We start from the raw sequence: 24,347 nt of genomic DNA on the forward strand, positions 1-24,347 counted from the left end.
TAATATCTCTTTTTTTGAGATATATCAAATACCCAGTTTGTAGAGTTTCTTTCTCTCACTTGAACCTGCGATATTGAGCTGTTTTCTGTATTTTGCTATCGTACGTCTGACCATTTTTACTTTGAATTTTTCTTCTATCAGGGCTAAAAGCTTCATGTCACTCAAAGGCTTTTCATGGTTTTCATTCTTAATAAGTTCAATGAGAAACTCTTTGATGGCAGCATTACTGACATCTTCATCAATGGCGGTTGTAAAAAACTCTTTCATAGCCAAAACACCTCTGTCACATGCTATATATTTGTTTGCAATGGCTCGCGAAATAGTTGAGGGATTGTGTCCAAATTCATCAGCCAGAGTTTTGAGTGTCAATGGCATGATTTGTCCGCCTGTAAAAAAATCATACTGGTATTCGACGATCATCAAACCTACTTTGTAAAGTGTTGCTTTTCTCATATCAAGCGCATCCACCAAACTTTTTGCCTCTTTGATTTTTTGTCTTACAAATTCATGCTCAACGCCATAAGAAGTGTCTATGTTTATCACAGGATAGTAGGCATCATTGAGTTTGACTTCTATCTGCTGTTCATCATTAAAATATATCATCAAATCAGGAATGATCTGCGCGGAATCTTCCTGATATTCGATATTTGGCGGATTTTTGAATGTTGACAATACATGCATAACCTCGTTAAAAGACTCTTCTTTGGAGTAGGCATGAATATTTTGCATGTCATTAATGATTTTTACGGCCAGACTATATGCCTGGTCACTGATTTCACTGTTGTCTAGTTGAAACAAAAATGACTCAGCCAAATCTTTAGCACCTATGCCTACGGGTTCTACATGTAAAAAGCGCAGACGAATCTTTTCAAAAGTTTCTCTGTCTATACTGTTTTTTTGGCAAAATTCTTCTGTGTTACCGTCGTAATAGCCATATTCGTCCAAATTTTCGATGACAAACAAAGCTACTTTTTGTGAAACAGGTGTAGGAAACAGCGGCGCACCTATTTGCTCATCTAAAACATCATAAAGTGTTCGACTTTGAATAGTCAGCGCTTCTATCTGCTCTGTTCTGGAATTGCTCACTCCGCGGGAAATTATTTTTCTTGGAATCTTTTTTTCAAAATCTTCTTCAAAGCCTGATTTCACTTCTATAACAGGATTGGCTTCGACAAAAGGAGTCATAGCTTCACCCAAATCAGAAAGACTTGAATGCAATATGGGAAGCCAGTTACGCAGGGTATTTGAGAGCTTGTGTTTTGTTTCAACTCCCTGTGTTTGTCTTAATGCTCCCATATTTTCATGAATTCCTAAAGTTTGAAGCTTTCACCGAGGTAATGTGTACGGACATCTTCATTTTGTCCGATTTCATCACTGGTTCCCTGCGCAAGAAGCTCTCCCGATTTTATAACATAGACTCTGTCACAAACATCCAGTGTTTCACGCACATTATGGTCTGTTATCAATACACCTATGTCATATGATACAAGCTGATGTATCACTTTTTGTATATCCATAACGGCAATAGGATCAACTCCGGCAAAAGGTTCATCCAGCAACAAAAACTTTGGTTTGTTTACAAGCGCACGGGCAATTTCAACACGGCGACGTTCCCCGCCGCTGAGACTGATTCCCTTTCTGTATCGTATAGGCTCAATATTGAACATATCAAGCAGTTCCACAATGCGTGCTTCTTGTTCTGCTTTACCTTTTATACCGACTTCAGCCGCTATCATTAAATTGTCTTCAACACTCAAATCTTTAAAAATCGAAGCTTCCTGCGGTAAATAACCTATACCTTTGAGTGCTCTTTCATGTAAGGGCATCCCGATAAGATCTTCTCCGTCAAAATAGACTTTCCCCTCTGTTACTTCTACCAAACCGCAAATCATATAAAAAGTGGTTGTCTTTCCTGCTCCGTTCGGTCCAAGCAGTCCTACAACCTCACCGCTGTTGACTTCAAGACTTATACTTTTTACTATTTCCAAATCTTTAATTTTCTTTTTTAAGTCTGTTGCTTTTAATGTGTGCATATTGTATACTCTCTTGCATCATCTGAAATTTTTTCTATCTCTATTGTCACTGTTTCAATGCCGGCAGAGACTAAAATATCCACCAATTCATCACTTCCCCACTCTATAAAATGCAGACCCGGTTTTTCCAACTCTTCAAGCATTCCCAAAGAGATAAAATGATCAAGCCCGTGATTGTAAATATCATAATGAAATAGTTTTTCCCCATAACATTGCTGCAGTGAAAAAGTAGGTGATGTCACATCTTCACTCAATCCGAGTTTTTTTGCTATATTTTTTACCAAAGTCGTTTTGCCTGCAGCCAAATCGCCTTTTAAAATAATAACACCTTCTTGTAGTTGACTCATAATTCTGTCTGCCAAAGAGTCTAACTCTTCCAGTCTATATGTATATGTTTTTTTCATAACTTGTTTGATGTTTCTATGATTTGTTTTAATTTTACTTTCGGTCTTGCTTTTGCAAGGGCTTCTCTTGCCATTTCCAGTCCATCTTGTATATCTCGGGCCAAATCTCCTACCATCAACGATGCTGCAGTATTTATAAGCACTATATCACGCTGGGCATCTGTTGCTTTTTCATCAAAAACAGCTCGTAAAATATTTGCATTTTTGAGTGCATCGCCACCCATTATGGCTTCTAGCGGTGCTTTTTTAATACCATACTCCTGCGGATCAATAATAAACTCTCGTGTCTTGCCGTCTTGCAGTAAAGCCGCATAGGTCACATCACTGATGCTTATTTCATCCATCCCTTCATTTGAGCTGACAACCAAAGCCGATGTAGCTCCGTTTATCTGAAGTGCTTCTGCCATTTTTGGTACAAAAGCTTTGTCAAATACACCCAGCATTGATTTTTTCACACCGGCAGGGTTTGTCAAAGGTCCGAGTATATTAAATATGGTTTTATCAGGGATGCTTTTACGTACCGGTACGATGAATTTCATGGCCGGATGATGATTTTGTGCAAACATAAAAGTAAAACCTGTCTCTTCAAGAAGTTTTGCACTCTGCTCAATACTCAAGTCAAGCCGAACACCCAGTGCTTCAAACATATCGGCACTGCCGCTTTTTGAAGTGATAGAACGACTTCCGTGCTTTGCAACGGTTGCCCCGCAAGAAGCAGCAAGCAGCGCTACAGTTGAGGAGATGTTGAAACTGCCTATTTTGTCACCGCCTGTTCCGACAATATCAAGCGCATTTTCTCTGAGTTCATCAGAAACAGGCAAAGCAACGGCAAAACTGCGCATAACCTGTGCAGCAGCGGCAATCACTTCCACAGGAGTACTTGCATCAAGTCGTATACTGAGTAAAAACTCACGCATCTGTGCATCACTCATTTCATGTTGAAAAAGTGAAGTAAATTTGACTAAAGCTTCCTCATATGTCATGAAATCTCCTTTATATACTGATCTTGCAGAGATTTTGGCGTTGATTTTGTTGTAGGAATTTGCAGCACTTCATACTTTTTTGATTCATTAAGATAGTTTACAGTAATAATGCTGCCGACTTCCACATTTTTACTCGCCTTTGCAACCACACCGTTTATCTCTACTACTCCGTTACTAATCATATCCTGTGCAACAGAACGTCTTTTTGTAATATTTACCGAATTTAAAAATTTATCTATTCTCATTTTTTATCTTTATTGTTTTTTTACTCATTTATAGTTTGTTTATTGTAGACAAATCAAACTGAAAATAATGTAAGAGAAGAAAGAAGTTGGAACATTTTTTGCATTATTAATTATTTCGCATCAGTTTTTCAAAATCTTCGCTTAACAGCGGTTTGGAAAAAAGATATCCCTGATACAAATCACACTCTATTTTTTCCAAAAAGTCTCTTTGTTCCTGTGTTTCAACACCTTCGGCTACTGTTGTGAGATGCAGATTTTTTGAAATATCAATAATACTCTTCACTAAAGATGCCTGTTGCCTGTTGTCAAGTTCTGCTATAAAAGACTGATCTATTTTTAACTCAGTTACGGGAATATCACGGATATAGCTTAATGATGAATAACCCGTACCAAAATCATCTATAGAAAAATGGATATTATGTTTTTTGAGCGCATTGATTGTGACAATCAGTCTTTTTAAGTCCTGAGATGTACTCGTTTCAGTAATTTCAAAAATCAGTTTTGTATGAAAGCCGGCCACATTGTACTGACGAAGAAGACGTTCAACTATAGCAATAAAATCTTTGTTTAAAAGCTGCCTTACACTAATGTTAATCGACATTTGATGCAGATGCATTCCGATACTTTCCCATCTTTGCAGAGTTTTTATAGCTTCTTCCAAAATATATTCTCCTAATTCTATAATATAACCGGTACTCTCAGCAACGCCGATAAACACTTCAGGACTCACCTGACCGAGTGTGGCACTTTTCCACCTTGCAAGCACTTCACAGCCGATAATTTTATTTTTACAGCTTATTTGGGGTTGGTATTGCAGATATATTTCATTTTTTTCTATGGCAAAATGCAGCAGTCTTTCTACATGTAATTTATTTTCTATAATTTTACACAGTGCATCATTAAATATGACAACATCATCTCTGCCCGCACTTTTAACTTCATACATTGCAATGTCTGCTTCTTTTAAAAAATCATGGGCATTGAGTTTTGGGTTGTTTATGACACTCACCCCTATACTTGCACTAATGTGAAGCGTGCTGTCTTCTATAAAATAGGTCTCTTTTATTGTGTGTAGAATTTTATTTGAAAATTCTTTTGCCTGCGCAAGACATTTCTCTTTCGTCTCAAGTGCATCGCTTAAAATACAAAATTCATCTCCACCCAATCTGGCAACGATGTTACTGTATTTGTCAGCCAACTGTGTCAAACGCTCTGAAACTTCAACAAGAAGTTTATCTCCGATATCATGTCCAAGGGTATCGTTGATTGTTTTAAAATAATCCAAATCTATTAAAAGCAAATAGGTATATCTGTTTTTGTTCTCCCTAACAGAACTGTCCAGATACTCTATAAAATAACGTCTGTTTCCAAGTCCTGTCAAATAATCATGATATGCCTGAAACCTGCTTTTTAACAAATAGGCATGTGTATTTTTTGCAGCATATAAAAGAACCATACTCAACACAACAGTGAAAAATGCAAGAATATACGAATAAAGTTCTCCAATTGCTATGAAGTAGACAACAAGCGGAAGCATTAAAAACGAAACTGTTGCTACTACCAGCTTTTTCTGTGAAGCTAAAATAGTTGCCGCGACTACCGCACTGCCGAGTTGTGTTGCAATAGCTATATAATGTGCACTGATAGCATCTTTTGAGATATAGTATAAAAACATTATTGTCCATAAGGAAAAATATATAAACATAAAATATTTTACTTTTTCAAGCCATCTGTCTTTTTGTGATATAGTCATCTTTCTCGAATAATTTCTATACAGCTTCCATCCCCAGACTGAAAGCAGTAAAAAAAGAACAAACCAAAGTATTTCGACAATAATTGAAGAGTAAAGATATCCCATGACTATATATCCGGGACCTGTTCCTAAAAACAATAAAATAACAACAAGTATCTGCTTATGCATAAAATTATAAAAACTAATATTATCATTCGTTGTCAAAACATATCTCTCTTTGCAGGTTTCTTATCATTTTATCTAATAAAAGTGTATAATTCAAGAATGCTAACCTTTACACATCAAACTATGACACAAATCACAAAAGTATTACAAAATTACATCAATACAATGCAGGGAAAAGAGATAATTTCATTTCAAATACTTAATCCTGACATTGCGACTTCGTTGTATAACGGCACACGCATTACATGTAACGGACAAGAGTATATTTACCGTGGCTATAAAAGCTGGATTGATTTGGCACATTTGCTTAAATGCAGAATGCTGACACCGAAAATTGCTGATGAACACACCGTAATTATGCGTTATGAAAAACTTGATGAAGACAGCACCTTTCATAAAAACATCACAGACAAAGAAGAAAAATACGGAGAAAATTCCATTTTCGGAAAAATTCACAAAAATGAAGAGGCTTCTTTTATTTACAGTTACACACAGGCATTAAAAAATGTACACCTGAACAAAAGAAAACGTATTTTGAATCTCGGGGTCAACAGTGGAGACGAGTTTGAAGTTATCGCCTCTTTGGCAGACAACTTTGCAGAGCTTGACCTTGTCGGCATCGACTACTGCGAGTCTGCCGTAGACGCGGCAAAAAAGAAGTTTAAAAACTTTGCCAACATCTCTTTACATGTAGCCGATATCAACAGTCTCAATGCACTTGATTTGGGAAAATTTGACCTCATCATCAGTATAGGCACACTGCAAAGCTCAAATTTGGAGTTTAACAAAACACTCATGTCCATAGTCCAAAACCATCTCAAAAAAGAGGGAGCTATGATACTCGGTTTTCCAAACTGCCGCTGGATAGACGGGGAAATGATTTATGGGGCCAGAGTCAAAAACTATGCTTTTTCAGAAATGGGACTGCTTTACAAGGATGTCATCTTTGCAAAAAAATACCTGCAGCAAAAAAAGTTTCGCGTCACTGTTACGGGCAAAGACTATATATTTGTAACGGCTACATCCATTCGTAAAGATTAAGAAGCAAATCCTGATGCAAAGGTATCTTTTGCAACCACTATCTGTTTTTGCCGCTCTTTGCGTTTTGTATCTTTTTCTACAAAAATTTTCTTGCGTGTTTTAGGGTCCAGTTCAGTATAATACATTACAGCAGAATAGGTACCTGGAGTCGGAGTAAAGACCTGTGCCTGTTCAGGATTCATTTGCAACTCTTCTGTGGTAAAACGCTTCAACTCGTGCATGTCTTTCTCCTCACATCCCGGATGGGCTGCAATGAGATAATAGGTCAAAAACTGTTTCTTTCCAGACTCTTTGTTGAGTTTGTCGTAGAGTTTTTTAAAATCTATAAGCGTCTGTTTTCCCGGTTTTCCCATGAGTTCAAGTACATGCTGCTGCGTATGTTCCGGAGCTACTTTCATCTGTCCTGATATATGATGTTCTACCATCTCTTTGAGGTAACTGTATCCGTGCTGTTTATCCTCTGTAATCAAATCATATCGGACACCCGAAGCCACAAACGCTTTTCTCACACCCTCCACCTGACGAACCTGGCGTAAAAGATTTATGTTGCGGGAGTGGTCAACCTTCATCGACTTGCATAAATGGCTTGCATCAACACAACGCTGATGGTCACAGGTACCGAGTTTGAGCTTTTTATTGCACTCATATCCGTACATATTTGCCGTAGGTCCGCCGACATCGGAAATAATGCCTTTATAATCTTTGTATTTGTTAAAATCTTTTGCTTCAGACAAAATATTTTTCTCAGACCGTGTTCTTATCGTCCGCCCCTGATGCACACCGATAGCACAAAAGTTGCACTCTCCCCAACAGCCGTGATGCGTCATGATGGAAAACTTAATCGTCTCCAGACATTTCACTTTCCCTTCTTTGGCATAGTAAGGGTGCAGCTCTCTTGTAAAAGGCAGGTTGGAGTTTGCATCCATCTCCTCTTCATTCAGGTAGTCACAGGGAGGGTTTTGAATGAGGTACCGGCTGTCTACCGGCTGACAGAGTCCTTTTGCCGCTATAGGGTCATTATTGTCATAAAAGAGATCAAAAAGGTCTATATATTTCTCTTTGTCATCCAAACACTCTTGGTGCGAAGGGAGCTGAATAAACTCATAAACCGGCTCTTTGGATATATAACAGATACCCCGTATATCTCTGTAATCCCTCTTTTCATCTATGGCACGGGTTAACTGTTCCAGTGCAATTTCCCCCATACCGTAAATCATCACATCCGCCTTAGAATCAAACAAAACAGGCTTTTTGAGTTTGTTGGACCAGTAATCATAATGACTTACACGTCGCAAAGAGGCTTCAATACCTCCCAAAACGATAGGCACAGTATTTTTAAAATAACGCCGTATCAGATTTGTATAAACCAAAACTGCTCTGTCTGGTCTTTTGTTGTTTTTTCCGCCCGGAGTATAATCATCGGAATTTCGAAACTTTTTGGTGGCTGTATAGTTTGAAACCATACTGTCGACGCTGCCACCACTGACACCCCAGTACAAACGAGGCTCACCCAAACGCATAATATCATCAGGTCTGTCAATGTCCGGCTGTCCTATCATTCCGACTCTGTATCCCATTCTCTCAAGCATACGCCCGACCATAGCAACACCGATAAAAGGAGAGTCTATATAGGCATCCCCGCTGACTAAAATAACATCACAATAATCCCAGCCTTTGGCATCCATTTCCGCCCGTGTTGTCGGCAGAAAATCTTTTTCGCTGAAAGTGACGGTATCTCTTTTTGGATTGTTGTGTTTGTTTTTATGTCGTCTGCTCAAAATATATAGCCCTTTAAAATCTGAAGTATTATACTAATAATACACTATTTACACAAAAGAAAAGATTATTGAATGTTAACATTGAGCTAATGTGCTTTAGTATATACTTTGCCTATGGCAAAAATATTATTATTAGAAGATGATGAAGTATTATCTGAAACCTTAATTGAACTGTTGGAAAATGAAGCATTTGAAGTGTTACATGTAAAGGACGGGGAAGCAGCTCTGGATGCGACTTTTGAAAACAAATTCACTCTGATGCTTTTGGATGTCAATGTCCCCTTGCTTAACGGTTTTGAGTTTTTAAAAAGTTTACGCCAAAGCGGAGATATGACACCGGCTGTTTTCCTTACTTCTTTAAGTGATGTCGCCTCTTTGGCAAACGGCTTTGATGTCGGTGCGGATGACTACATCAAAAAGCCCTTTGATTTTGATGAACTCCTCATACGCATACATGCTCTTTTGAAAAAAGCCTATCATACCTATCAGAATGAATTACGGGTCAATGACTTTCGCTTTGTAATCGACAAAGACGAACTTTACAATCAATCAAAATTCATACCGCTTTCTCCTTATGAACTGCAGATTACAAAGCTGTTTTTTCAAAACCTCAACAAAACAGTCCAAAAAGAGCTTATACTCGAAGCACTCAACGGGAACAAAGAGATGAGCGAGGGAGCCTTGCGTGTACACATTAACAAACTTCGCAAAATCGGTCTCCCAATTACAACGATAAAAGGGATAGGATACCGTCTTGCATCATCATGAAAAACTGGCATTTTTAAAATTTTTTCTTATTTACTTTATCAGCACTGCCCTGCTTATTTTAATTGCCGGATATTTTTATTTTCAACAGACAAAAAACCATTTTTTAAAAGAAGAGGAATTTTCACTTATTGAGTACGCCAGACATATTAAAATGGGTACTTCAATAGATGAATACAACAAAGATTTTCATCATGCTTTTGTCAAAGTACCCAAACATGTTGATATTAGAAATTTCACTATAGGAGAAAAAGAATTTTCCAAACTGCTGCCTATGAACAGGCGTGGAAAATATCTACAAGTATTTAAGTCAAAACACAGCTTTGATCAAAGATTATCCAACTTCAAAAAAAAAGTTCTGTCCATACAGTTTTTATTGCTTCTTATTTTTGCATATATTAGCTACAAGCTTGCAAAAAATGCTTTAAAGCCTTTACGCGAAAGTATCATAACTCTTGATAAATTTGCAAAAGATTTAATTCATGACTTAAATACGCCTGTCACCTCTATGCAACTCAATATGAAACTCATCGAAAAAATTCCGCAATTACAAAATACAAAAGCACTAATAAGGTTAAAAAAGAGTATCAACAATATTTCAGAACTCCATGAAAACCTAACAATACTGCTTCAGGAAGAAACTTTTCAGATACAAAATCAAAATATATGCCCTATTATTCAAGAAGTTGTTGAAATCCAAAAAGCCCTTTATCCCAATATCACTTTTCACATTCAATGCAACATACTCAAAGCAAAAATAAATACACAGGCTATGAAACAAATTCTGCAAAACATTATTTCAAATGCCTGTAAATACAACAGTTCCAATGGATATATAAAGATTTATAACAATAAGAATGCTTTATATATAGAAGACAACGGCAAAGGAATCAAAGAACCGGAAAAAATATTTGAACGCTCCTACAGTGATGAAAACAGCAGTGGTCTTGGGCTTGATATCGTAAAAAGACTGGCATATGCTATGGATATAAAAATAGTTGTGCAAAAAAACGAGCCTGCAGGTACACGCTTTGTTTTAACTCTGCCTTAAGAACTTGTATATCCTAAAACATACTCCAGTTCATATATGTTATTGACAATATACTCAAAATCACTGTAATTTTCCTCATCTGAGACTATCAGCAGTTCATCACCGATTTGCAGATTCATTCTTGCATCAGGCATCAAGTATATGTTATCCCCTCTTTTGAGCAGCAAAAAAACTACATGTAACATCTCATTTCTGTCAGCACGGGATCTTCTTAAATCTGCAAGGCTTATATTTTCACCTTTTTCAAGCCTTAATGTCAGTGCATACGCATTTGCATCATTCAGTACAGTTTCAAAGTACATTGGATTCATCCCTGTGATATTATTAAGCATATAGACAATGATTCTTGCCCATTCATCATCTTTTTTGCGTGCTTCTTGTATAAACAGGTCGGCCAGAGGTCTTGCTATATAGCTGTATGTTGCATCAGCCAGTATCTTCTCTACAATATATATTTTATTGATTTTAGATGCCTGAAATATATTTAAATCGTCTAAGGAATTTTCACGGGCCATTGTAAATATTTTCGGATTCAACTGTTTCGCCTTGTTTAAAATAGTAAGGTTCAGCAAATCATTTTGTGTTGCGGCTATGATGCAGGCACTCTCTTTGACACCGAGTTCAATCAGTCTGTGTATATCTTCATCATCCCCGAAAATGGTTGTATTTTTCTCTTCTATGTAGCGCTGTGAATCAAAATCTTCAATCACATACTCTATACCGGCCTTTTGCAATCCTTCTTGAATCGCTTTGCCCATTCTTCCTTTACCGTATATAATGTATTTTCCAAGAGGAAACTGGTCTCTTTTTTTCAGTTTGAGTATGTGTCCGTACATCCACATCTCCAAAAGCCAGATATAGGGTGCTGTTATACCATAGTAGATACGTTTTGATATAATATCAAAAGGATTTTTCACATGTTTCAAATTCATACTTCGAAAGTGTTCAAGCTGAGCCTTTGAAGTTGCCTTGACAATAATATCAATTTTTTTATTGAGCAGTTTGCTGATGGTGGCTATTTTTGAATTTACCATATCATCTTCAAAAAGAGAGATTATACCTGCACAGTTTTTTTGATGGATTCCTGCAATTTTAAGCATTTTTTGATTTGTTGCATCGCCTACAAATCCAGGAACATTTGGATAAAAATTTTCCAATATCAACTCATCTATCTTCTCTTCGTCTTTATCTAAAACAACGAGCCTGTAGTCATGTCCGTTGAGTCTGTCAATAATACTTTTTGTTATCCCGTTATATCCGAGAATAATATAAAAGGGTTTGTTTATATTTCTTACATGATTTCTGAACGAGTTCCTGTTTAATGCTTTTTTCAGTGCCTCATCCTGTATCAGAGAAACTATCGCTCCTATCCCGTAAAACCATCCTATCACTGTAAAATAGATAGAAAAACTCACCCACATCCGCTGTTCGTAGTTGAAAGTATACGGAGCCTCTCCAAAACCGATAGTACTTGCCATATAGGTCACAAAATAAAAGGCATCAAAAAAAGTCATCTGATAAGGGTCGCCGTTGTTGTCTGTCCCCTGAATCAGCACTAACCCGAGTATGGATATGGCAAAAGTAATGATAATGACCAAAAAAGGTGTCCTTAACCTTTTAAGAACAATCCATACAATCTGTTCATTCATATCTTGCTATCTTTTGGATTTGAGTGTATCGCCGACAAAAAGTATAACCGAGACTATATTTGCCAGGAGTGCTCCGCCTGAGAGCGAGACAATCGCTGTTGCGGCCTCTATATTCACATCACCAATTACATATATTGCAAAAGCCCAGACAGTCGCAGATGCGATAAGCTGAATATCTGCTACAATACTTGTTGCCAGTAAAACCGCCCCCAGCTGTGTTCTGTCCCCAAGTTTGAGTACTGTGGCTATCAGGTTGACAATAATCGCGGCAAAAAGCTCGTAAGAACTGTGCTGTTCAAGTACTGTAGGCTCTCCGTAAAAAAAACCGAAATTGACCGTCATGGCCAAGATAAAAAATGACCCGGATATAATTTTATGCATATTCATTGCTTTATTCTCCAAAATAAAAAAGACACCTAAGCGTGCTTCTAAAATTCTACTCTTATTAAAATTAATTGTATATTTAATCACTCTACATTTTACATTAAAGAAATACTCTGTATAATAAAATAACAAATAAAGATAAAAGATGAACTATGACAGATATTACCTACCCTTATGAAAATATGCAGGACTACACACTGCCAAGTTTGCTAAAACGGTCAGTTGAGCTGTACGGACCGAAAAAAGTATTGTCTAAAGTTGACCAGGACCCTATGAGCTATGAAGAGTTACATGAAAATGTACATGCCATGATCAAACTTTTAAAGAAAAACGGTGTCAGAAAAGGCGATAAAGTTGCCCTGCTGAGTGAAAATATGCCTAACTGGGCTGTTGCATATTTTTCTGTTACCTATTTTGGCGGTGTCATCGTTCCCATACTTCCTGATTTTCATCCCTCTGATGTCCAGCACATTATCAGACACTCTGAGGCAAAAGCTGTTTTTGTATCACAAAAGCATCTTCAAACCATAGAAGAGCTGGATAATTCCAATATGAAGTTTGTTATAAAACTTGATGATTTAACACTCATAGATGAGTTGACAAATCACAGTTACATCGCAAAACTGACACAGAAAATGGCTTCCAAAGAACTTCCAAGACCAAAAGAAGATGATATGGCGGCACTTTTGTATACGTCAGGCACGACAGGGCACTCAAAAGGGGTGATGCTCTCACACAAAAACCTTGTTACCAATGCAATGAGTGCCTATAAAAACGTAACTATTTTACCCGAAGATACTTTTCTTTCCATTTTACCTTTGGCACATACTCTCGAGTGTACTGTCGGTATGATACTGCCGATTTTACATGGTGCAGACATTGTATATCTCGACAAAGCACCTACACCCAACGTTCTTATCAAGGCATTCGCCAGCGTCAGACCGACTATGATGCTCAGTGTGCCTCTAATCATAGAAAAAATATACAAAAATAAAATATTGCCAAAATTTACCGGTTCGTTTATTATAAAAACACTCTACTCCATTCCTTTTATACGCAAACTGCTCAATAAAATTGCCGGAAAAAAACTAATCGAAACATTCGGAGGCCGGATCAAATTTTTCGGCATAGGCGGTGCAGCACTCTCTCCCTATGTGGAAAAATTTTTGGCAGAAGCCAACTTTCCATACATTGTAGGCTATGGACTCACCGAAACATCTCCACTTATAGCGGGAGGAAGAATCGGCTACCCGATCAAGATAGGCTCTACCGGCTTGCCGATGGTCGGAGTCGAAGTGCAGATAAAAGATCCCAACCCGCAAAACGGTGAAGGGGAGATTATAACCAGATCACCCAGTGTAATGATAGGCTATTACAAAGATGAAGAGCAGACAAAAGAGGTTATCAAAGACGGCTGGTTTTATACCGGAGACTTGGGTTACATAGATGAAGACGGGTATCTCTTTATCAGCGGAAGAAGTAAAAATGTCATTATCGGTCCCGGTGGAGAAAACATATATCCAGAACAGATAGAGGCTATCATCAATCAACATGAGGCGGTTCTTGATTCCCTTGTGATGGAAAAAGACGGAAAACTCGTTGCAAGAGTACACCTGGACTATGAACTTATAGATAAAATGTTTAATGCTCATAATATGCCGGAAAATGAAGTCAGAGAAAAAATTGCAGATTACCTGGAAAATATGAGAATAGAGGTCAATGCACAGTTGGCCTCATTTTCAAAAATTCAGAAATTTATAGAACAGATTGAGCCTTTTGTAAAAACACCGACAAAAAAGATAAAAAGATATCTTTATACAGAATAGACAATAACGCAAAAGGAAAATATCATAGAAAATTTTAAAAAGGTTCTGCACAAAGATGAATCGGTTTTGGTACGGGCAGAAATATCAAAAACGTTTTATTTGCCTATGATAAAACTCTATGCCCTGGGATCTCTTCTGCTGTTTATAGGATATGAGTACGAAATAGGTGTGATTGGTATTGTTTTAATGATTCGCACTTTTTTTGTCCATCTGGATGAAATAAAAGAAAAAAAATCCTACAACTGTCTGCTCACACAAAAAAGGCTTATTATTCTCAAGGGCCGGGTACAAAAAGAGATTTTTCCGATTAACCTTGAAGAGATCAGAACTATCTATATTAAGCCTTTCAGTAAAAGATTTGGCAAAATAATTGATGTTGGAACACTGGAAGTAATCACGACATCCGGCGGCAGGTATGTTATAAGCAATATAAAACAGCCCTACCTCTATCACCGCGCCATCATCGGTGATATTGTCAGTGCAACGCACTATTCAAACAAGTCTAAAAAGAGTTAAAACTGAGGCTGCACAAAAGGCACTACCTGCTTTTTACGGCTCAGTACGCCATCGAGCCATGCTTTATGGTCTTGGAGTTTAATGTCAAATGCTTTTTCTATTTTTGACTCATCATCACTCACAACCAAAAGTTTTGAGCCCTCTTTCATAATGTCTGTCAAAAGAATCAAAACAGTATGCAGTCCGCCCTCTTCTTTCATCTTTTTCATATCTTCAAGCAGTTCCTCTTCACGAGGTTCCAAGACTGAAATATCGACCATTTCAAGCTGCCCGATACCGACTTTTGTGCCGTTCATATTAAACTCTTTATAATCCCGTGTATTTAAATCACGGGCACTTGCACCGTCAACAGCAGATTTTACTATAAACATCTCCATCGCCAGTTTTTTATAGTCTGTTACTCCGGCAATTTCTGCTAGTTCTTTGACCGCTTTGGTATCGACTTTGGTACATGTAGGAGATTTAAATATAACCGTATCACTTAAAATTGCCATCATCATTAAACCTGCAATCTCTTTTGGTACTTCCACACCGTAACATCTGTACATTTCATAAATTACCGTGTTAGAACACCCAATCGGTCGAATCCATGCTTCAAGAGGCGTATCCGTAGTCAAATCACCCAGTTTATGGTGGTCGGCAATACCTATTATAGTTGCTTCGTCAATATCGTCCTGAAAATGTGCTTTGTCGGTAGAATCAACTATAAAAACTCTCTCACCTGCCACTGATGTTTTGAGCATTGGCAGAGTACCGCCGAATTTATCTAAAATAAACTCGGTCTCAGCAGTTATTTCACCCTGACGGGCAGGAATATACTCTTCCTTTTCAACTTGGTTTTTTAAATAAGATAATGAGATAGCACCAACAATAGAGTCACTATCGGGATTTTTGTGTCCAAAAACATATACTGACATTTTAAGCCTTTATTTTTTTGCGAATTATACTATATTTTATGTAACTTTAACTCTTTTTCAAGATATTCACCGGTGTAAGAGCCTGTTTTTTTATGGTTCTTTGCCAACACTTCCGGAGAACCTTCCGCTATTATGAGTCCCCCGCCGCTGCCGCCTTCAGGACCCATATCTAAAATATAATCGGCATTTTTTATCATATCAAGATTATGCTCGATGATGAGCATAGAGTTGCCGAGTTCGACAAACTTATGCAGTACATTTGTCAATCTGTCAACGTCGGCAAAATGCAAACCTGTTGTCGGTTCATCCAGAATATAAAGTGTTTTTCCTGTATCTTTACGGCTGAGCTCTTTTGAGAGTTTGATTCTCTGCGCTTCTCCGCCTGAGAGCGTTACGGCATTTTGACCCAAAGTTATATAGCCAAGTCCTACATCTACAAGTGTTTTCATTTTTTGGTGTATCTTAGGAATAGGTTTAAAAAACTCAAAAGCCTCATCCACACTCATGGCAAGCACATCGGCGATGGTTTTGCCTTTGTAAAATACTTCCAAAGTCTGCTGGTTATAGCGTTTTCCGCCACAGGCATCGCATTTGACCATAATATCGGGCAAAAAGTGCATTTCTATCTTGTTTTCACCCTCACCCTGACACTTCTCACAGCGTCCGCCTTTGACATTAAAAGAAAATCTTGATGCCGTATATCCGCGAATCTGACTCTCTTTTGTCTGGGCAAATAGGTTGCGGATTTCATCCATCACACCGGTATAGGTTGCCGGATTACTCCTCGGTGTGCGTCCTATCGGGCTTTGATCAAGATATATCACTTTATCAACATGCTCTAATCCGTTTATTTCTACACCTGCTACTTTATTGACTTTTCTGGCATGATTTAACAACTCTCTTGCCGTCGGAAGAAGTGTCTGAAGCATCAGAGAACTTTTTCCGCTGCCGCTGACTCCTGTGATGCAGACAAAGTTGTTGAGCGGAATTTTCGCACTCAGGTTTTCAATATTGTTAATAGTGACATTTTTGATTTCTATCCATTTTTCCTGCGGACGTCTGTAAAAATACTCAATTTTTTTACGTCCGTAGAGGTAGTCAGCCGTAAGTGTTTTTGCTTTTTTCAGTTTCTCGAGTGTACCGCTGAAAACAACTTCTCCGCCGAATTTTCCCGCACCGCTTCCTATGTCTACTATAAAGTCTGCATTTTCTATGGTCTCTCTGTCATGCTCAACCACGATAACGGTGTTTCCTTTTTCCTGCAGGCTTCTGAGTGTTCGGATAAGTTTCAAGGTGTCTCTTTCATGAAGTCCTATACTCGGCTCATCCAACACATACATGACACCTGTAAGTCCCGAACCGATTTGTGAAGCTATTCGTATGCGTTGTGCTTCTCCTCCGCTTATGGTTCTGGCATCACGACCCAAAGTAATGTAGCCAAGTCCTACATCATAAAGAAAGAAAAGTCGTTCTTTGATTTCGTTTAAAATAGGCTCTGCTATCATTCTTGACTGTCTGTCGAAATAGGAAAAGTTCTCATCATTGGCAAAAAATTCATAGGTTTTGGCAATCGGCATTTCGAGAAGCTGTGCTATTTTTGTATCAGCCACTTTCACTGCCAAAGATTCGCGTTTGAGCCTGTGCCCGCCACAGACATCACAGACCTTTTCACTCATATAGTCTGCAAGTTCTTTTTCGTCTTTAAGCATATCATAGGCTATACGGATAATACCCGGGAATATTCTTTTTACTTTATGGTTTTTCCACAAAAACTCTACTTCATCTATATTACCGTGTAAAATCGCTTTTTGCTGGTGCAATGGCAATTCAGAATACGGTACGGTAACGTCAATGTCATTATGTGCACAAAAACCCTTTAAAAAGGTAAAATAGTAACCTTTGTTAAAACCGTAAACAATTTTAACAGCACCTTTTTCAATACTCAGATCACTGTCAATAATCTTGTCAATATCAAGTGCATAACGTATGCCAAGACCGTCACATTCAGAACAGGCGCCTTTTGGAGAGTTAAAAGAGAAGCTCAAAGGTTCAAGCGGTTCAAAGCTTATTTTACAGTCAAAACAGGCGTTATGTTCCGAATAGTGAATATGCTGAGGGCAGCCGAGTTCTTCATAGTTGAGTATTTCCACTTCCAGTTCGCCGTAGCTTTCTTTGAGCGCTTTTTCCACATCTGATGCGATTCGTTCTTTGTTCTCTTCTTTGACAATCACTCTGTCAACAACTACTTTAATCGTATGCTTTTTTGTTTTTGAGAGTTCTATCTCTTCATCCAGACGTACCATAACACCGTCAATCTGAGCACGGACATAGCCTTTATGCACAAGTGACTCAATCAGATCTGCGTAGGCACCTTTGTTCTCTCTTACAAGCGGTGCCATCAGGACAAGTTTTGCTCCTTCAGGCAGCTTTGCAACTTCGCCAATTATATCCGAAGCCGACATTTGAGAAATCTTTTTGCCGCATTTATGACAGTACTGAATACCGACACGGGCATACAGCAGTCGAAAATAATCATATATTTCCGTAATTGTTCCGACAGTTGAACGCGGATTTTTTGAGGTTGTTTTCTGATCTATGGCTATAGCAGGTGTGAGCCCCTCTATTTTATCAACATCAGGCTTGCCTACACGGTCTAAAAACTGTCTTGCATACGAAGAGAGTGACTCCATGTAGCGGCGCTGACCCTCTGCATAAAGCGTATCAAAAGCCAGAGTAGACTTCCCGCTCCCACTTAAACCCGTCATCACAATCAATTCATTTTTAGGAATTGTCAAATTGATATTTTTTAAATTGTTTTCTCGCGCGCCGGTGATTTTAATTACATCTTTTTTTTTCATTTATACCTCAAAAAATTCTATAGAGCAAATATATTACAATAATCAGATAAAGAACAGTTAAGAGTTTTTTTTGCAGAGATACATTTAAGATATGATGCTTTAAATGTATGCCTGCATACACACCTGCCAATGATGCCAACCCTATAATGATTCCACTTGTATAATCCACATGCCCGTGCAGTGTATGCGATATCAACCCCGAAACAGATGAAAAAACAACAAAGAACAGTCCTGCTGACGTAGCTTTTTTCAAAGGTACATGTAAAAACCCAACAAGGATAGGGACAAGAATCAGACTCCCGCCTACCCCTATGGACATGCTTATTGCCCCTATGACAAAACCTGTGACAAAAAGCACTGCCTTGTTTACTTTCTTTTCGTATTTATAGTCATGTGTTTTCATAAAAAGGCGAATAAGTGCAAATGCAGCAAATGCCAAAAAGACCATTTCCAAGGTCTGGTCACTGAAACTTGCCGTAATATTACCGCTTAAAAGGGCACCGGTAAAACCGCCAAGTCCAATAATAACAACCATCAGGACATCAAGTGTTCCTTTTTTATTATTCAGATAGCTGCCGTAAACAGAGCTGAAAACCATCTGAATAACCGAAATGCCTATGGCAATTTTTGTTTCATACCCAAGCAATAGCAGCAGTGGCACCAGAATTGTTCCACCGCCTATTCCAAAAAGCCCGGACAGCAAACCGACAAAAGTACCAAGCAAGATTAATTCAATCATTATTATCCATAACTTTTTTGGAATTATACCCCAATATAAATAATAGTTTAATTTTACTTTGTGTTTCATTCAAGTATAATCTATGAATTATAAGAAAGGTAGATAATGCTAGAGAGCTTAAAAGAAGCAGCAGAAAACTTTTGCATACATCAAATCGGCGCTTCATGCGAAATAAAAGATGCCCCGACAAACAAGAGAACACTTATTGCTTACATAGATGTACAAACTCAAGACCAGAAGCGCTACAGGGTCTATATAGCTTCTGACAATGATTTTATGCAGAAAGTTTCAAAACTGTTTTTAGAAGAAGAAAAAAGTGATGAAGAGACGCTCAAAGAGATGACACTTGAAACTGCCAATCTTATTATAGGAAGCGCCAAAGTCATTGCTGAAGAACTTGGAATCTCATATACAATGGGAACGCCTCATTTTGCAAAAGTCGGAGAATTTGACTTTAGCTTTGATGAGCGCAAAGTCGTTCATATAGACAATGCCGAACTCATTATTGCCATTAAGGAATTAGATGCCTGATACAAAAAAATTTGACCTGCAAGAAGAACTTTCATGGATGGACTACTCCGGTATTTTAGACATGGAAGTTGAATTTATTGCTGATCTGGGAGAGACCGAGTTGAGTGTTGCAGAAGTTTTAAAGCTTGAAAAAGGATCTATTATCGATTTAAAAAAACCGGCAGGAGAGAGTGTTGAGTCTTATGTCAACGGACGTATTATAGGAAAAGGAGAAGTGATGGTTTACGAAAAAAACCTCGCTATCCGTATCAATGAAGTGCTGGATTCAAGTGCTGTACTCTACTACCTGTCAAAAGAGAGATTATGATTAAAATTTTATTACTTTTTATTCTGCCGTTTTCCCTGTATGCTTCAAAAATTTTAAGCTATAATATTTATGAAAGAACTGACAGAGCCGATGTCATGATTACTTTTGATACACCTTACACCGGGCAGATAAAGCAGAGTATCAGTAAATCAAAAATCATCATAAAACTTGAAGATGCCACGATAGAATCACCAAAAATAAAAAAAGTCTCTTCCCAGTATTTACACTCATTGACTATCACACCTCTTAACAGTGAAACCCTGATTGTTGCTTCTATATCTCCATCAACAAAACTTATTGCTTCAAAAACATCTGACGGCTACGGATTGAGATTGCGCTTTACAAACAAAACAGCTGTAAAATCATCAACTTTTAAAAAAGCATCATCCTCTTCTGTAAATTCACTCAGTGCACTGCCGACAAAAAAAGATGATACAATGTCTTCAAGTTATTATATTGTAGTTGCTATTTTAATCCTTGGAATTCTTATACTTTTATATATCAAGAAAAAAATGAAACCTCTCCCTGCTAATACGGAAACATCAAATAACAACTGGCTCTTTAAAGACACAAAAAAATCCCCTTTACAAAATGACAACACTGATATGACAGAACAAAATGTCAGTATACGGTTTCAAAAAGCCATAGATGAGAAGAACAGTGTTGTTATGCTTGACTTTGGCAATCAAAGCTACCTGGTTCTGATGGGTAACGGCAATATACTTCTGGACAAATTTACAGATAACAAGCCGGCATCCCAAAAGGAGTTTGATGAGATTTTACAAAGCAGACATGAAGATTTAGAAAAATTTTTAGGTAAATCGCAAACATCACAAAAGCAGGAACCTCTTCAGGCATACAAAGAAAGAGCTGCAAACATAGCCTATGAAATGCAGTAAAAAACTAATTTACGTTTGGTTTTTGACTCTCTCTTTTAAAACGTTCTTTCAGTAGTTTTTTAATTGTATTGACCTGAGATATACTTAACAAATAGCTCTCATTCATCAATTTATTGATATGAAACACTTCTGTTACAGTAATTCCGTAAGGATCTTTTTTTTCTTTCACAACTTTCCCGTCATTAAAACTGTACAGATAAAGATTCTTACGGGTTGTCTGTATGTAGTACGTCACTACAATCTCATCAGAATGTTTCTTTTCCAATGCAACAACTACCCGTTGTTCTTGCGAATATTCACCCTCTTTTAACTGCAGTATGTTTTTCATATCTTTTACAGTCAAAAAACCGACATAAAATTTATTGTATAAATCATGATATCTTTGTACTTTTTCAGTCATCAAGAAATTCATATCTATGACATATTTTTTATTTGCACGTATTGTTTTGGTAATCCAGCTCATGGTATTATAATACCTGAACGGATGAAGTTTCAGCATGTGTGCTTCTATCATTTTCTTGGAATTTATTTTGTCTTTTGGCAAAAGTTTTTGTTTGTCGAGTTTTGTAATATATTCTAAAACTTCTGCAGCCGAGAACTCTTTTGTAAACCATACTTTACAGTATGACGGGAACTGCTTGGCACCTGTGGCACCTTCATTTAAGATAATTAATGACTTGATTGTGTAGTTTGGAAAGATAATTTCCAAAAGTGCTTTTTTCTTTCTCAGTCTGCGACGCAATTTCAATACAGACTTTACCAGTGTCATTTCAACAAAATAGAGTTCATTGTTTTTTGTCAAAAACATTGCATCAAATTCACTGATTTCACGGCTTTTTGTTCTGTAGACTATTTGTTCTTTCTCGCTGATGGAAAGAGTATTTGCATAGGCTTTGCATTTTCCCTGATGAAAACCCTTGAGTACAAATTTTGTTATATAGTCATTCTCCTGGGCGTAACGCAAAAGCTTCTCATAAATAAAATTTTCATACACTTCCCCTTCAAAGGAACGGTAGGAACTCAAATAGGAAGGATCATCCAGTTCGATGCCTTTTTTAATTAAAGAGAGTAAATGTTTTGTATTATAAACATAATGGAGTAAATTATCCGCTATGTCTTCTTTTTCTAAATTTTTAATTGCCGGAGAAATTTCTAACATCAGAGTGTCATCTCACTGTTTTTAAAGAAGTCATCTATGACTGAACGGTATGTTGCTATATCATCAATTGAGTTTACTTCATTTCTCAAAACTGATGCACCTCGATAGCCTTTCGAATAGGTATGGGTATGCTTTCTAAACATTGCAACACCATGCTGTCCGTAAAACTCTATCATTTTGTCAAAATGTTCCATAATAATTTCATGTTTAAGACTCTGTTCGATAGATTCTGCACCGGTTTTAAGCTGATGAAATATCCACGGAGCCCCTACTGCACCGCGACCTATCATAACCCCGTCAGCACCAGTATGTTCAAGCACCCATTTGGCTTTTTCATAAGAATCTATATCTCCGTTGGCAATCACCGGGATATCTACAGCCTCTTTTATCTCTCTTATTGCATCATAATCAACAGCTGCTTTAAACTTGCCGGTTCGTGTTCTTCCATGCACTGCAATAAAATCTGCACCGCTGTCCTGCACAACTTTTGCAATATCTACGTGATTTTTCTTTTCAAAGCCCAATCTTATTTTAACACTGGTCATATTTTTATTGGAAGTATTTTTAATAGTTTTTATTATATCTCCCATCAGAGGAAGGTCCAAAAGAAGAGAACTGCCACTGCCGTGACCCACAACTTTGGGTACAGGACAACCACAGTTCAGATCAATAATGTCAATTCCATCCTGCTCGTTTAGTATTTCAACCGCACGACGTACAATATCAACATCAGCACCTGCAATTTGTACAGAATACGGATCTTCCAAAGAAGATTTTTCCAGCATATGCAGTGTTTTTTGTGAACCGTGGGCCAGAGCATTTGAACTCAACATTTCACTGACAGTCAAATCTGCTCCAAATTTTTTCACCACACTTCTAAAAGGAAGATCAGTAAAACCCGCCAATGGGGCTAATACATATAATGGCTTGTCAAAGGAGAGTTTTGTTTTTTTCATTATTACAGAAACATATCTATACTAAAGTTTTGTCCACACTCTTTAAGCGCACGATAGGCTTTAAAGTTCTGATACTCATCAGGCTGAGAATTGTCAAGAATAGCATTGGCCGGTGCTATCATTTCAAGGTCATAAAGCGTATAAAGATACGCATCCACAGCATCTTCATCTTCTTCAGACAATATTTCAAAAAGTTTTATTCTCTGTTCCGGAATCATACCGCCTTTAGATAGAATCGAAGAAATTTCAATATAGTCTTTCTTGCTGAGATCAAGTTTTTTAAATAAATCTATAAGTACTTCATTGCTGATTTTCAAAATATTTTCATCAGCATTAATTCTTGAAAGGATTACATGTAAAGCCTCTTTTGTTAAAAAGGATTTATATTTTTCAATACCGCTCAATGGTGCGGTTTTGACATAATCCACATAAACCTCTTTACATATACTGTCATCATATTTGGTACAGTTTGCCAGAATATTTTCTGCACTTATCTGACCTTTTTTGTATCTGTTTCTTTCGTTTTGTATCACAAGTTCATTGTCAGACGGTAAATTGTACGGTTTAAGATCCACAACTTCACCGTTTTTGACATCTTGAATAATACGCAGTACTTTTTCAATTTTTTCGTTATTTATTTTTCCTATAATCTCTCCGACCGGGTGCATCTCACTATTTTGCAAAAGCGTTCCCAATAGAGTATATCTATCGGTTTTAAATGTATAGTTTCTCTCTTTTTTTCCCAGGTAGGCATCAATAACAGCATTAATAAGTTTTTCATAATCTTTTTCATATTTACGTAATCGAAAATTACCGATAATTGAATAGAATGTCATATGTGCCACGCTTGCAAGGTATAGGATAAATATCGGTATGATTACCCATAAAGCAATAGAGAGTGACGGCATAGGAATGCCAAACAGATCTATACTCATGCTTTCCTGTGTTACATATGCGTAAACATACCAACCGACAAGTCCCATCCAAACCAATGCAGCTACTGTGTACCTTTTAATATACATTCTCCAATCCTTTATTTAGATTTTTCTACTATTTCTCTACAGTCAATGCAGTATGCAGCATGCGGTTTTACTTTCAGTCTTTGAAATCCTATTTCATCTTCACACATTTCACAAACACCATAACCACCGTTTTTAATTTTAGAGAGTATTTTTTCAATCTCATCCAATTCCTGCTTTTGCTGCTCTATTATAGCACCTTCTACCATAGAATTGTTATTTGCCGAAGCATGATCGCCTTCATCATTTAAATCTAACGAACTCAGTTCACTTAGTTCTGTTCGGACACCCTGAATGTTTTTCTCTATCTGTTCTTTTCGACTCAGTAGTAACTCTTTAAAATATTTTAACTCACTTGCTTGCACTTAT

24 protein-coding genes are annotated in these 24,347 nt (G+C 37.4%); 8 read left to right on the top strand and 16 right to left on the bottom strand.

Annotated features, from left to right (window positions below):
• Positions 1-24 precede the first annotated feature (24 nt).
• From MNY28_RS02585 to MNY28_RS02610, 6 genes are all read right to left on the bottom strand, one after another.
• The gene (locus tag MNY28_RS02585; RefSeq protein WP_151900222.1) at positions 25-1,296 is read right to left on the bottom strand and encodes an RNA polymerase factor sigma-54; all 1,272 of its coding nucleotides are present in this window, start codon (positions 1,294-1,296) and stop codon (positions 25-27) included.
• A gap of 14 nt (positions 1,297-1,310) precedes the next feature.
• Positions 1,311-2,033 (bottom strand): LPS export ABC transporter ATP-binding protein, encoded by a 723-nt coding sequence (gene lptB, locus MNY28_RS02590; RefSeq protein ID WP_346388817.1) that lies wholly within the window; start codon positions 2,031-2,033, stop codon positions 1,311-1,313.
• Positions 2,021-2,437: a tRNA (adenosine(37)-N6)-threonylcarbamoyltransferase complex ATPase subunit type 1 TsaE gene (gene tsaE / locus MNY28_RS02595; protein ID WP_151900220.1), complete on the bottom strand. Its 417-nt coding sequence runs from the start codon at positions 2,435-2,437 to the stop codon at positions 2,021-2,023. The genes lptB and tsaE overlap by 13 nt, the downstream gene beginning before the upstream one ends.
• Positions 2,434-3,420 (bottom strand): anthranilate phosphoribosyltransferase, encoded by a 987-nt coding sequence (trpD, locus tag MNY28_RS02600; RefSeq protein ID WP_151900219.1) that lies wholly within the window; start codon positions 3,418-3,420, stop codon positions 2,434-2,436. The genes tsaE and trpD overlap by 4 nt, the downstream gene beginning before the upstream one ends.
• A complete protein-coding gene (locus MNY28_RS02605; RefSeq protein WP_151900218.1) occupies positions 3,417-3,665 on the bottom strand; it encodes an RNA-binding S4 domain-containing protein in 249 nt (82 codons plus the stop codon). Before MNY28_RS02605 ends, trpD begins: the two co-directional genes overlap by 4 nt.
• A gap of 106 nt (positions 3,666-3,771) precedes the next feature.
• The gene (locus tag MNY28_RS02610) at positions 3,772-5,586 is read right to left on the bottom strand and encodes an EAL domain-containing protein (RefSeq protein ID WP_346388818.1); all 1,815 of its coding nucleotides are present in this window, start codon (positions 5,584-5,586) and stop codon (positions 3,772-3,774) included.
• 96 nt (positions 5,587-5,682) lie between these two features.
• Between MNY28_RS02610 and MNY28_RS02615 the strand changes: the two genes are divergently transcribed.
• Positions 5,683-6,624, top strand: coding sequence for a class I SAM-dependent methyltransferase (locus tag MNY28_RS02615; RefSeq protein ID WP_151900217.1), 942 nt, complete (start codon positions 5,683-5,685; stop codon positions 6,622-6,624).
• On the opposite strand, the gene MNY28_RS02620 is transcribed toward MNY28_RS02615, so the two are convergent.
• Positions 6,621-8,309: a YgiQ family radical SAM protein gene (locus MNY28_RS02620; protein WP_151901510.1), complete on the bottom strand. Its 1,689-nt coding sequence runs from the start codon at positions 8,307-8,309 to the stop codon at positions 6,621-6,623. The two genes, MNY28_RS02615 and MNY28_RS02620, sit on opposite strands and share 4 nt — an antisense overlap.
• Before the next feature lie 207 nt (positions 8,310-8,516).
• Between MNY28_RS02620 and MNY28_RS02625 the strand changes: the two genes are divergently transcribed.
• Together MNY28_RS02625 and MNY28_RS02630 are read left to right on the top strand one after the other, a co-directional pair.
• Positions 8,517-9,170 (top strand): response regulator transcription factor, encoded by a 654-nt coding sequence (locus tag MNY28_RS02625; RefSeq protein ID WP_346388819.1) that lies wholly within the window; start codon positions 8,517-8,519, stop codon positions 9,168-9,170.
• A complete protein-coding gene (locus MNY28_RS02630; RefSeq protein ID WP_346388820.1) occupies positions 9,157-10,218 on the top strand; it encodes a HAMP domain-containing sensor histidine kinase in 1,062 nt (353 codons plus the stop codon). The genes MNY28_RS02625 and MNY28_RS02630 overlap by 14 nt, the downstream gene beginning before the upstream one ends.
• On the opposite strand, the gene MNY28_RS02635 is transcribed toward MNY28_RS02630, so the two are convergent.
• Both MNY28_RS02635 and MNY28_RS02640 read right to left on the bottom strand, forming a co-directional pair.
• Positions 10,215-11,867 (bottom strand): NAD-binding protein, encoded by a 1,653-nt coding sequence (locus tag MNY28_RS02635; RefSeq protein ID WP_151900214.1) that lies wholly within the window; start codon positions 11,865-11,867, stop codon positions 10,215-10,217. The two genes, MNY28_RS02630 and MNY28_RS02635, sit on opposite strands and share 4 nt — an antisense overlap.
• 6 nt (positions 11,868-11,873) lie before the next feature.
• A complete protein-coding gene (locus MNY28_RS02640; protein WP_151900213.1) occupies positions 11,874-12,254 on the bottom strand; it encodes a DUF6394 family protein in 381 nt (126 codons plus the stop codon).
• A gap of 149 nt (positions 12,255-12,403) precedes the next feature.
• Between MNY28_RS02640 and MNY28_RS02645 the strand changes: the two genes are divergently transcribed.
• Both MNY28_RS02645 and MNY28_RS02650 read left to right on the top strand, forming a co-directional pair.
• The gene (locus MNY28_RS02645) at positions 12,404-14,077 is read left to right on the top strand and encodes an AMP-binding protein (RefSeq protein WP_346388821.1); all 1,674 of its coding nucleotides are present in this window, start codon (positions 12,404-12,406) and stop codon (positions 14,075-14,077) included.
• A 105-nt stretch (positions 14,078-14,182) separates the two neighbouring features.
• Positions 14,183-14,593: a hypothetical protein gene (locus tag MNY28_RS02650; protein ID WP_230973317.1), complete on the top strand. Its 411-nt coding sequence runs from the start codon at positions 14,183-14,185 to the stop codon at positions 14,591-14,593.
• Here the strand turns inward: MNY28_RS02650 and MNY28_RS02655 are convergent.
• The 3 genes from MNY28_RS02655 to MNY28_RS02665 are packed head-to-tail and all read right to left on the bottom strand — an operon-like array spanning position 14,590 to position 19,107.
• Positions 14,590-15,510, bottom strand: coding sequence for a manganese-dependent inorganic pyrophosphatase (locus tag MNY28_RS02655; protein ID WP_151900211.1), 921 nt, complete (start codon positions 15,508-15,510; stop codon positions 14,590-14,592). The two genes, MNY28_RS02650 and MNY28_RS02655, sit on opposite strands and share 4 nt — an antisense overlap.
• Positions 15,511-15,539: 29 nt before the next feature.
• Complete coding sequence (uvrA, locus tag MNY28_RS02660; RefSeq protein WP_346388822.1) at positions 15,540-18,368, bottom strand: excinuclease ABC subunit UvrA; 2,829 nt, start codon at positions 18,366-18,368, stop codon at positions 15,540-15,542.
• A gap of 7 nt (positions 18,369-18,375) precedes the next feature.
• Complete coding sequence (locus MNY28_RS02665) at positions 18,376-19,107, bottom strand: sulfite exporter TauE/SafE family protein (RefSeq protein ID WP_346388823.1); 732 nt, start codon at positions 19,105-19,107, stop codon at positions 18,376-18,378.
• Positions 19,108-19,212: 105 nt separating this feature from the next.
• Here MNY28_RS02665 and MNY28_RS02670 point away from each other — a divergent pair, with 105 nt between their 5' ends.
• The 3 genes from MNY28_RS02670 to MNY28_RS02680 are packed head-to-tail and all read left to right on the top strand — an operon-like array spanning position 19,213 to position 20,844.
• Complete coding sequence (locus MNY28_RS02670) at positions 19,213-19,638, top strand: chemotaxis protein CheX (RefSeq protein WP_346388824.1); 426 nt, start codon at positions 19,213-19,215, stop codon at positions 19,636-19,638.
• Positions 19,631-19,945, top strand: a complete 315-nt coding sequence (gene fliN, locus MNY28_RS02675; protein WP_151900200.1) for a flagellar motor switch protein FliN — start codon at positions 19,631-19,633, stop codon at positions 19,943-19,945. The genes MNY28_RS02670 and fliN overlap by 8 nt, the downstream gene beginning before the upstream one ends.
• Positions 19,942-20,844 (top strand): hypothetical protein, encoded by a 903-nt coding sequence (locus MNY28_RS02680; protein WP_346388825.1) that lies wholly within the window; start codon positions 19,942-19,944, stop codon positions 20,842-20,844. Before fliN ends, MNY28_RS02680 begins: the two co-directional genes overlap by 4 nt.
• 4 nt (positions 20,845-20,848) lie before the next feature.
• Here MNY28_RS02680 and MNY28_RS02685 read toward each other — a convergent pair whose 3' ends face one another.
• Genes MNY28_RS02685 through dksA form a run of 4 tightly spaced genes read right to left on the bottom strand, consistent with a single transcriptional unit; the run spans position 20,849 to position 24,343 of the window.
• Positions 20,849-22,003 carry a hypothetical protein gene (locus tag MNY28_RS02685; protein ID WP_151900198.1) on the bottom strand — a complete coding sequence of 385 codons (1,155 nt, stop codon included), beginning with the start codon at positions 22,001-22,003 and terminating at the stop codon, positions 20,849-20,851.
• Positions 22,003-22,959 (bottom strand): tRNA dihydrouridine synthase DusB, encoded by a 957-nt coding sequence (dusB, locus tag MNY28_RS02690; protein ID WP_151900197.1) that lies wholly within the window; start codon positions 22,957-22,959, stop codon positions 22,003-22,005. The genes MNY28_RS02685 and dusB overlap by 1 nt, the downstream gene beginning before the upstream one ends.
• Positions 22,960-22,961: 2 nt before the next feature.
• Complete coding sequence (locus MNY28_RS02695) at positions 22,962-23,981, bottom strand: hypothetical protein (RefSeq protein WP_151900196.1); 1,020 nt, start codon at positions 23,979-23,981, stop codon at positions 22,962-22,964.
• Positions 23,982-23,992: 11 nt separating this feature from the next.
• Positions 23,993-24,343, bottom strand: a complete 351-nt coding sequence (gene dksA, locus MNY28_RS02700) for an RNA polymerase-binding protein DksA (RefSeq protein WP_151900195.1) — start codon at positions 24,341-24,343, stop codon at positions 23,993-23,995.
• Positions 24,344-24,347: the final 4 nt, after the last annotated feature.

The sequence above is a fragment of the Sulfurimonas sp. NWX367 genome, from assembly GCF_039667065.1.
GTDB classification, from domain to species: Bacteria; Campylobacterota; Campylobacteria; order Campylobacterales; family Sulfurimonadaceae; genus Sulfurimonas; species Sulfurimonas hydrogeniphila.

What these genes read in the sequence shown, in the direction of transcription:
- MNY28_RS02585 (WP_151900222.1), bottom strand. Translation starts at nt 1,296, where the DNA reads ATGGGAGCATTAAGACAAACACAGGGAGTTGAAACAAAACACAAGCTC.
- lptB (WP_346388817.1), bottom strand. Translation starts at nt 2,033, where the DNA reads ATGCACACATTAAAAGCAACAGACTTAAAAAAGAAAATTAAAGATTTG.
- tsaE (WP_151900220.1), bottom strand. Translation starts at nt 2,437, where the DNA reads ATGAAAAAAACATATACATATAGACTGGAAGAGTTAGACTCTTTGGCA.
- trpD (WP_151900219.1), bottom strand. Translation starts at nt 3,420, where the DNA reads ATGACATATGAGGAAGCTTTAGTCAAATTTACTTCACTTTTTCAACAT.
- MNY28_RS02605 (WP_151900218.1), bottom strand. Translation starts at nt 3,665, where the DNA reads ATGAGAATAGATAAATTTTTAAATTCGGTAAATATTACAAAAAGACGT.
- MNY28_RS02610 (WP_346388818.1), bottom strand. Translation starts at nt 5,586, where the DNA reads ATGCATAAGCAGATACTTGTTGTTATTTTATTGTTTTTAGGAACAGGT.
- MNY28_RS02615 (WP_151900217.1), top strand. Translation starts at nt 5,683, where the DNA reads ATGCTAACCTTTACACATCAAACTATGACACAAATCACAAAAGTATTA.
- MNY28_RS02620 (WP_151901510.1), bottom strand. Translation starts at nt 8,309, where the DNA reads ATGGATGCCAAAGGCTGGGATTATTGTGATGTTATTTTAGTCAGCGGG.
- MNY28_RS02625 (WP_346388819.1), top strand. Translation starts at nt 8,517, where the DNA reads ATGGCAAAAATATTATTATTAGAAGATGATGAAGTATTATCTGAAACC.
- MNY28_RS02635 (WP_151900214.1), bottom strand. Translation starts at nt 11,867, where the DNA reads ATGAATGAACAGATTGTATGGATTGTTCTTAAAAGGTTAAGGACACCT.
- MNY28_RS02640 (WP_151900213.1), bottom strand. Translation starts at nt 12,254, where the DNA reads ATGAATATGCATAAAATTATATCCGGGTCATTTTTTATCTTGGCCATG.
- MNY28_RS02645 (WP_346388821.1), top strand. Translation starts at nt 12,404, where the DNA reads ATGACAGATATTACCTACCCTTATGAAAATATGCAGGACTACACACTG.
- MNY28_RS02650 (WP_230973317.1), top strand. Translation starts at nt 14,183, where the DNA reads ATGATAAAACTCTATGCCCTGGGATCTCTTCTGCTGTTTATAGGATAT.
- MNY28_RS02655 (WP_151900211.1), bottom strand. Translation starts at nt 15,510, where the DNA reads ATGTCAGTATATGTTTTTGGACACAAAAATCCCGATAGTGACTCTATT.
- uvrA (WP_346388822.1), bottom strand. Translation starts at nt 18,368, where the DNA reads ATGAAAAAAAAAGATGTAATTAAAATCACCGGCGCGCGAGAAAACAAT.
- MNY28_RS02665 (WP_346388823.1), bottom strand. Translation starts at nt 19,107, where the DNA reads ATGATTGAATTAATCTTGCTTGGTACTTTTGTCGGTTTGCTGTCCGGG.
- MNY28_RS02670 (WP_346388824.1), top strand. Translation starts at nt 19,213, where the DNA reads ATGCTAGAGAGCTTAAAAGAAGCAGCAGAAAACTTTTGCATACATCAA.
- fliN (WP_151900200.1), top strand. Translation starts at nt 19,631, where the DNA reads ATGCCTGATACAAAAAAATTTGACCTGCAAGAAGAACTTTCATGGATG.
- MNY28_RS02680 (WP_346388825.1), top strand. Translation starts at nt 19,942, where the DNA reads ATGATTAAAATTTTATTACTTTTTATTCTGCCGTTTTCCCTGTATGCT.
- MNY28_RS02685 (WP_151900198.1), bottom strand. Translation starts at nt 22,003, where the DNA reads ATGTTAGAAATTTCTCCGGCAATTAAAAATTTAGAAAAAGAAGACATA.
- dusB (WP_151900197.1), bottom strand. Translation starts at nt 22,959, where the DNA reads ATGAAAAAAACAAAACTCTCCTTTGACAAGCCATTATATGTATTAGCC.
- MNY28_RS02695 (WP_151900196.1), bottom strand. Translation starts at nt 23,981, where the DNA reads ATGTATATTAAAAGGTACACAGTAGCTGCATTGGTTTGGATGGGACTT.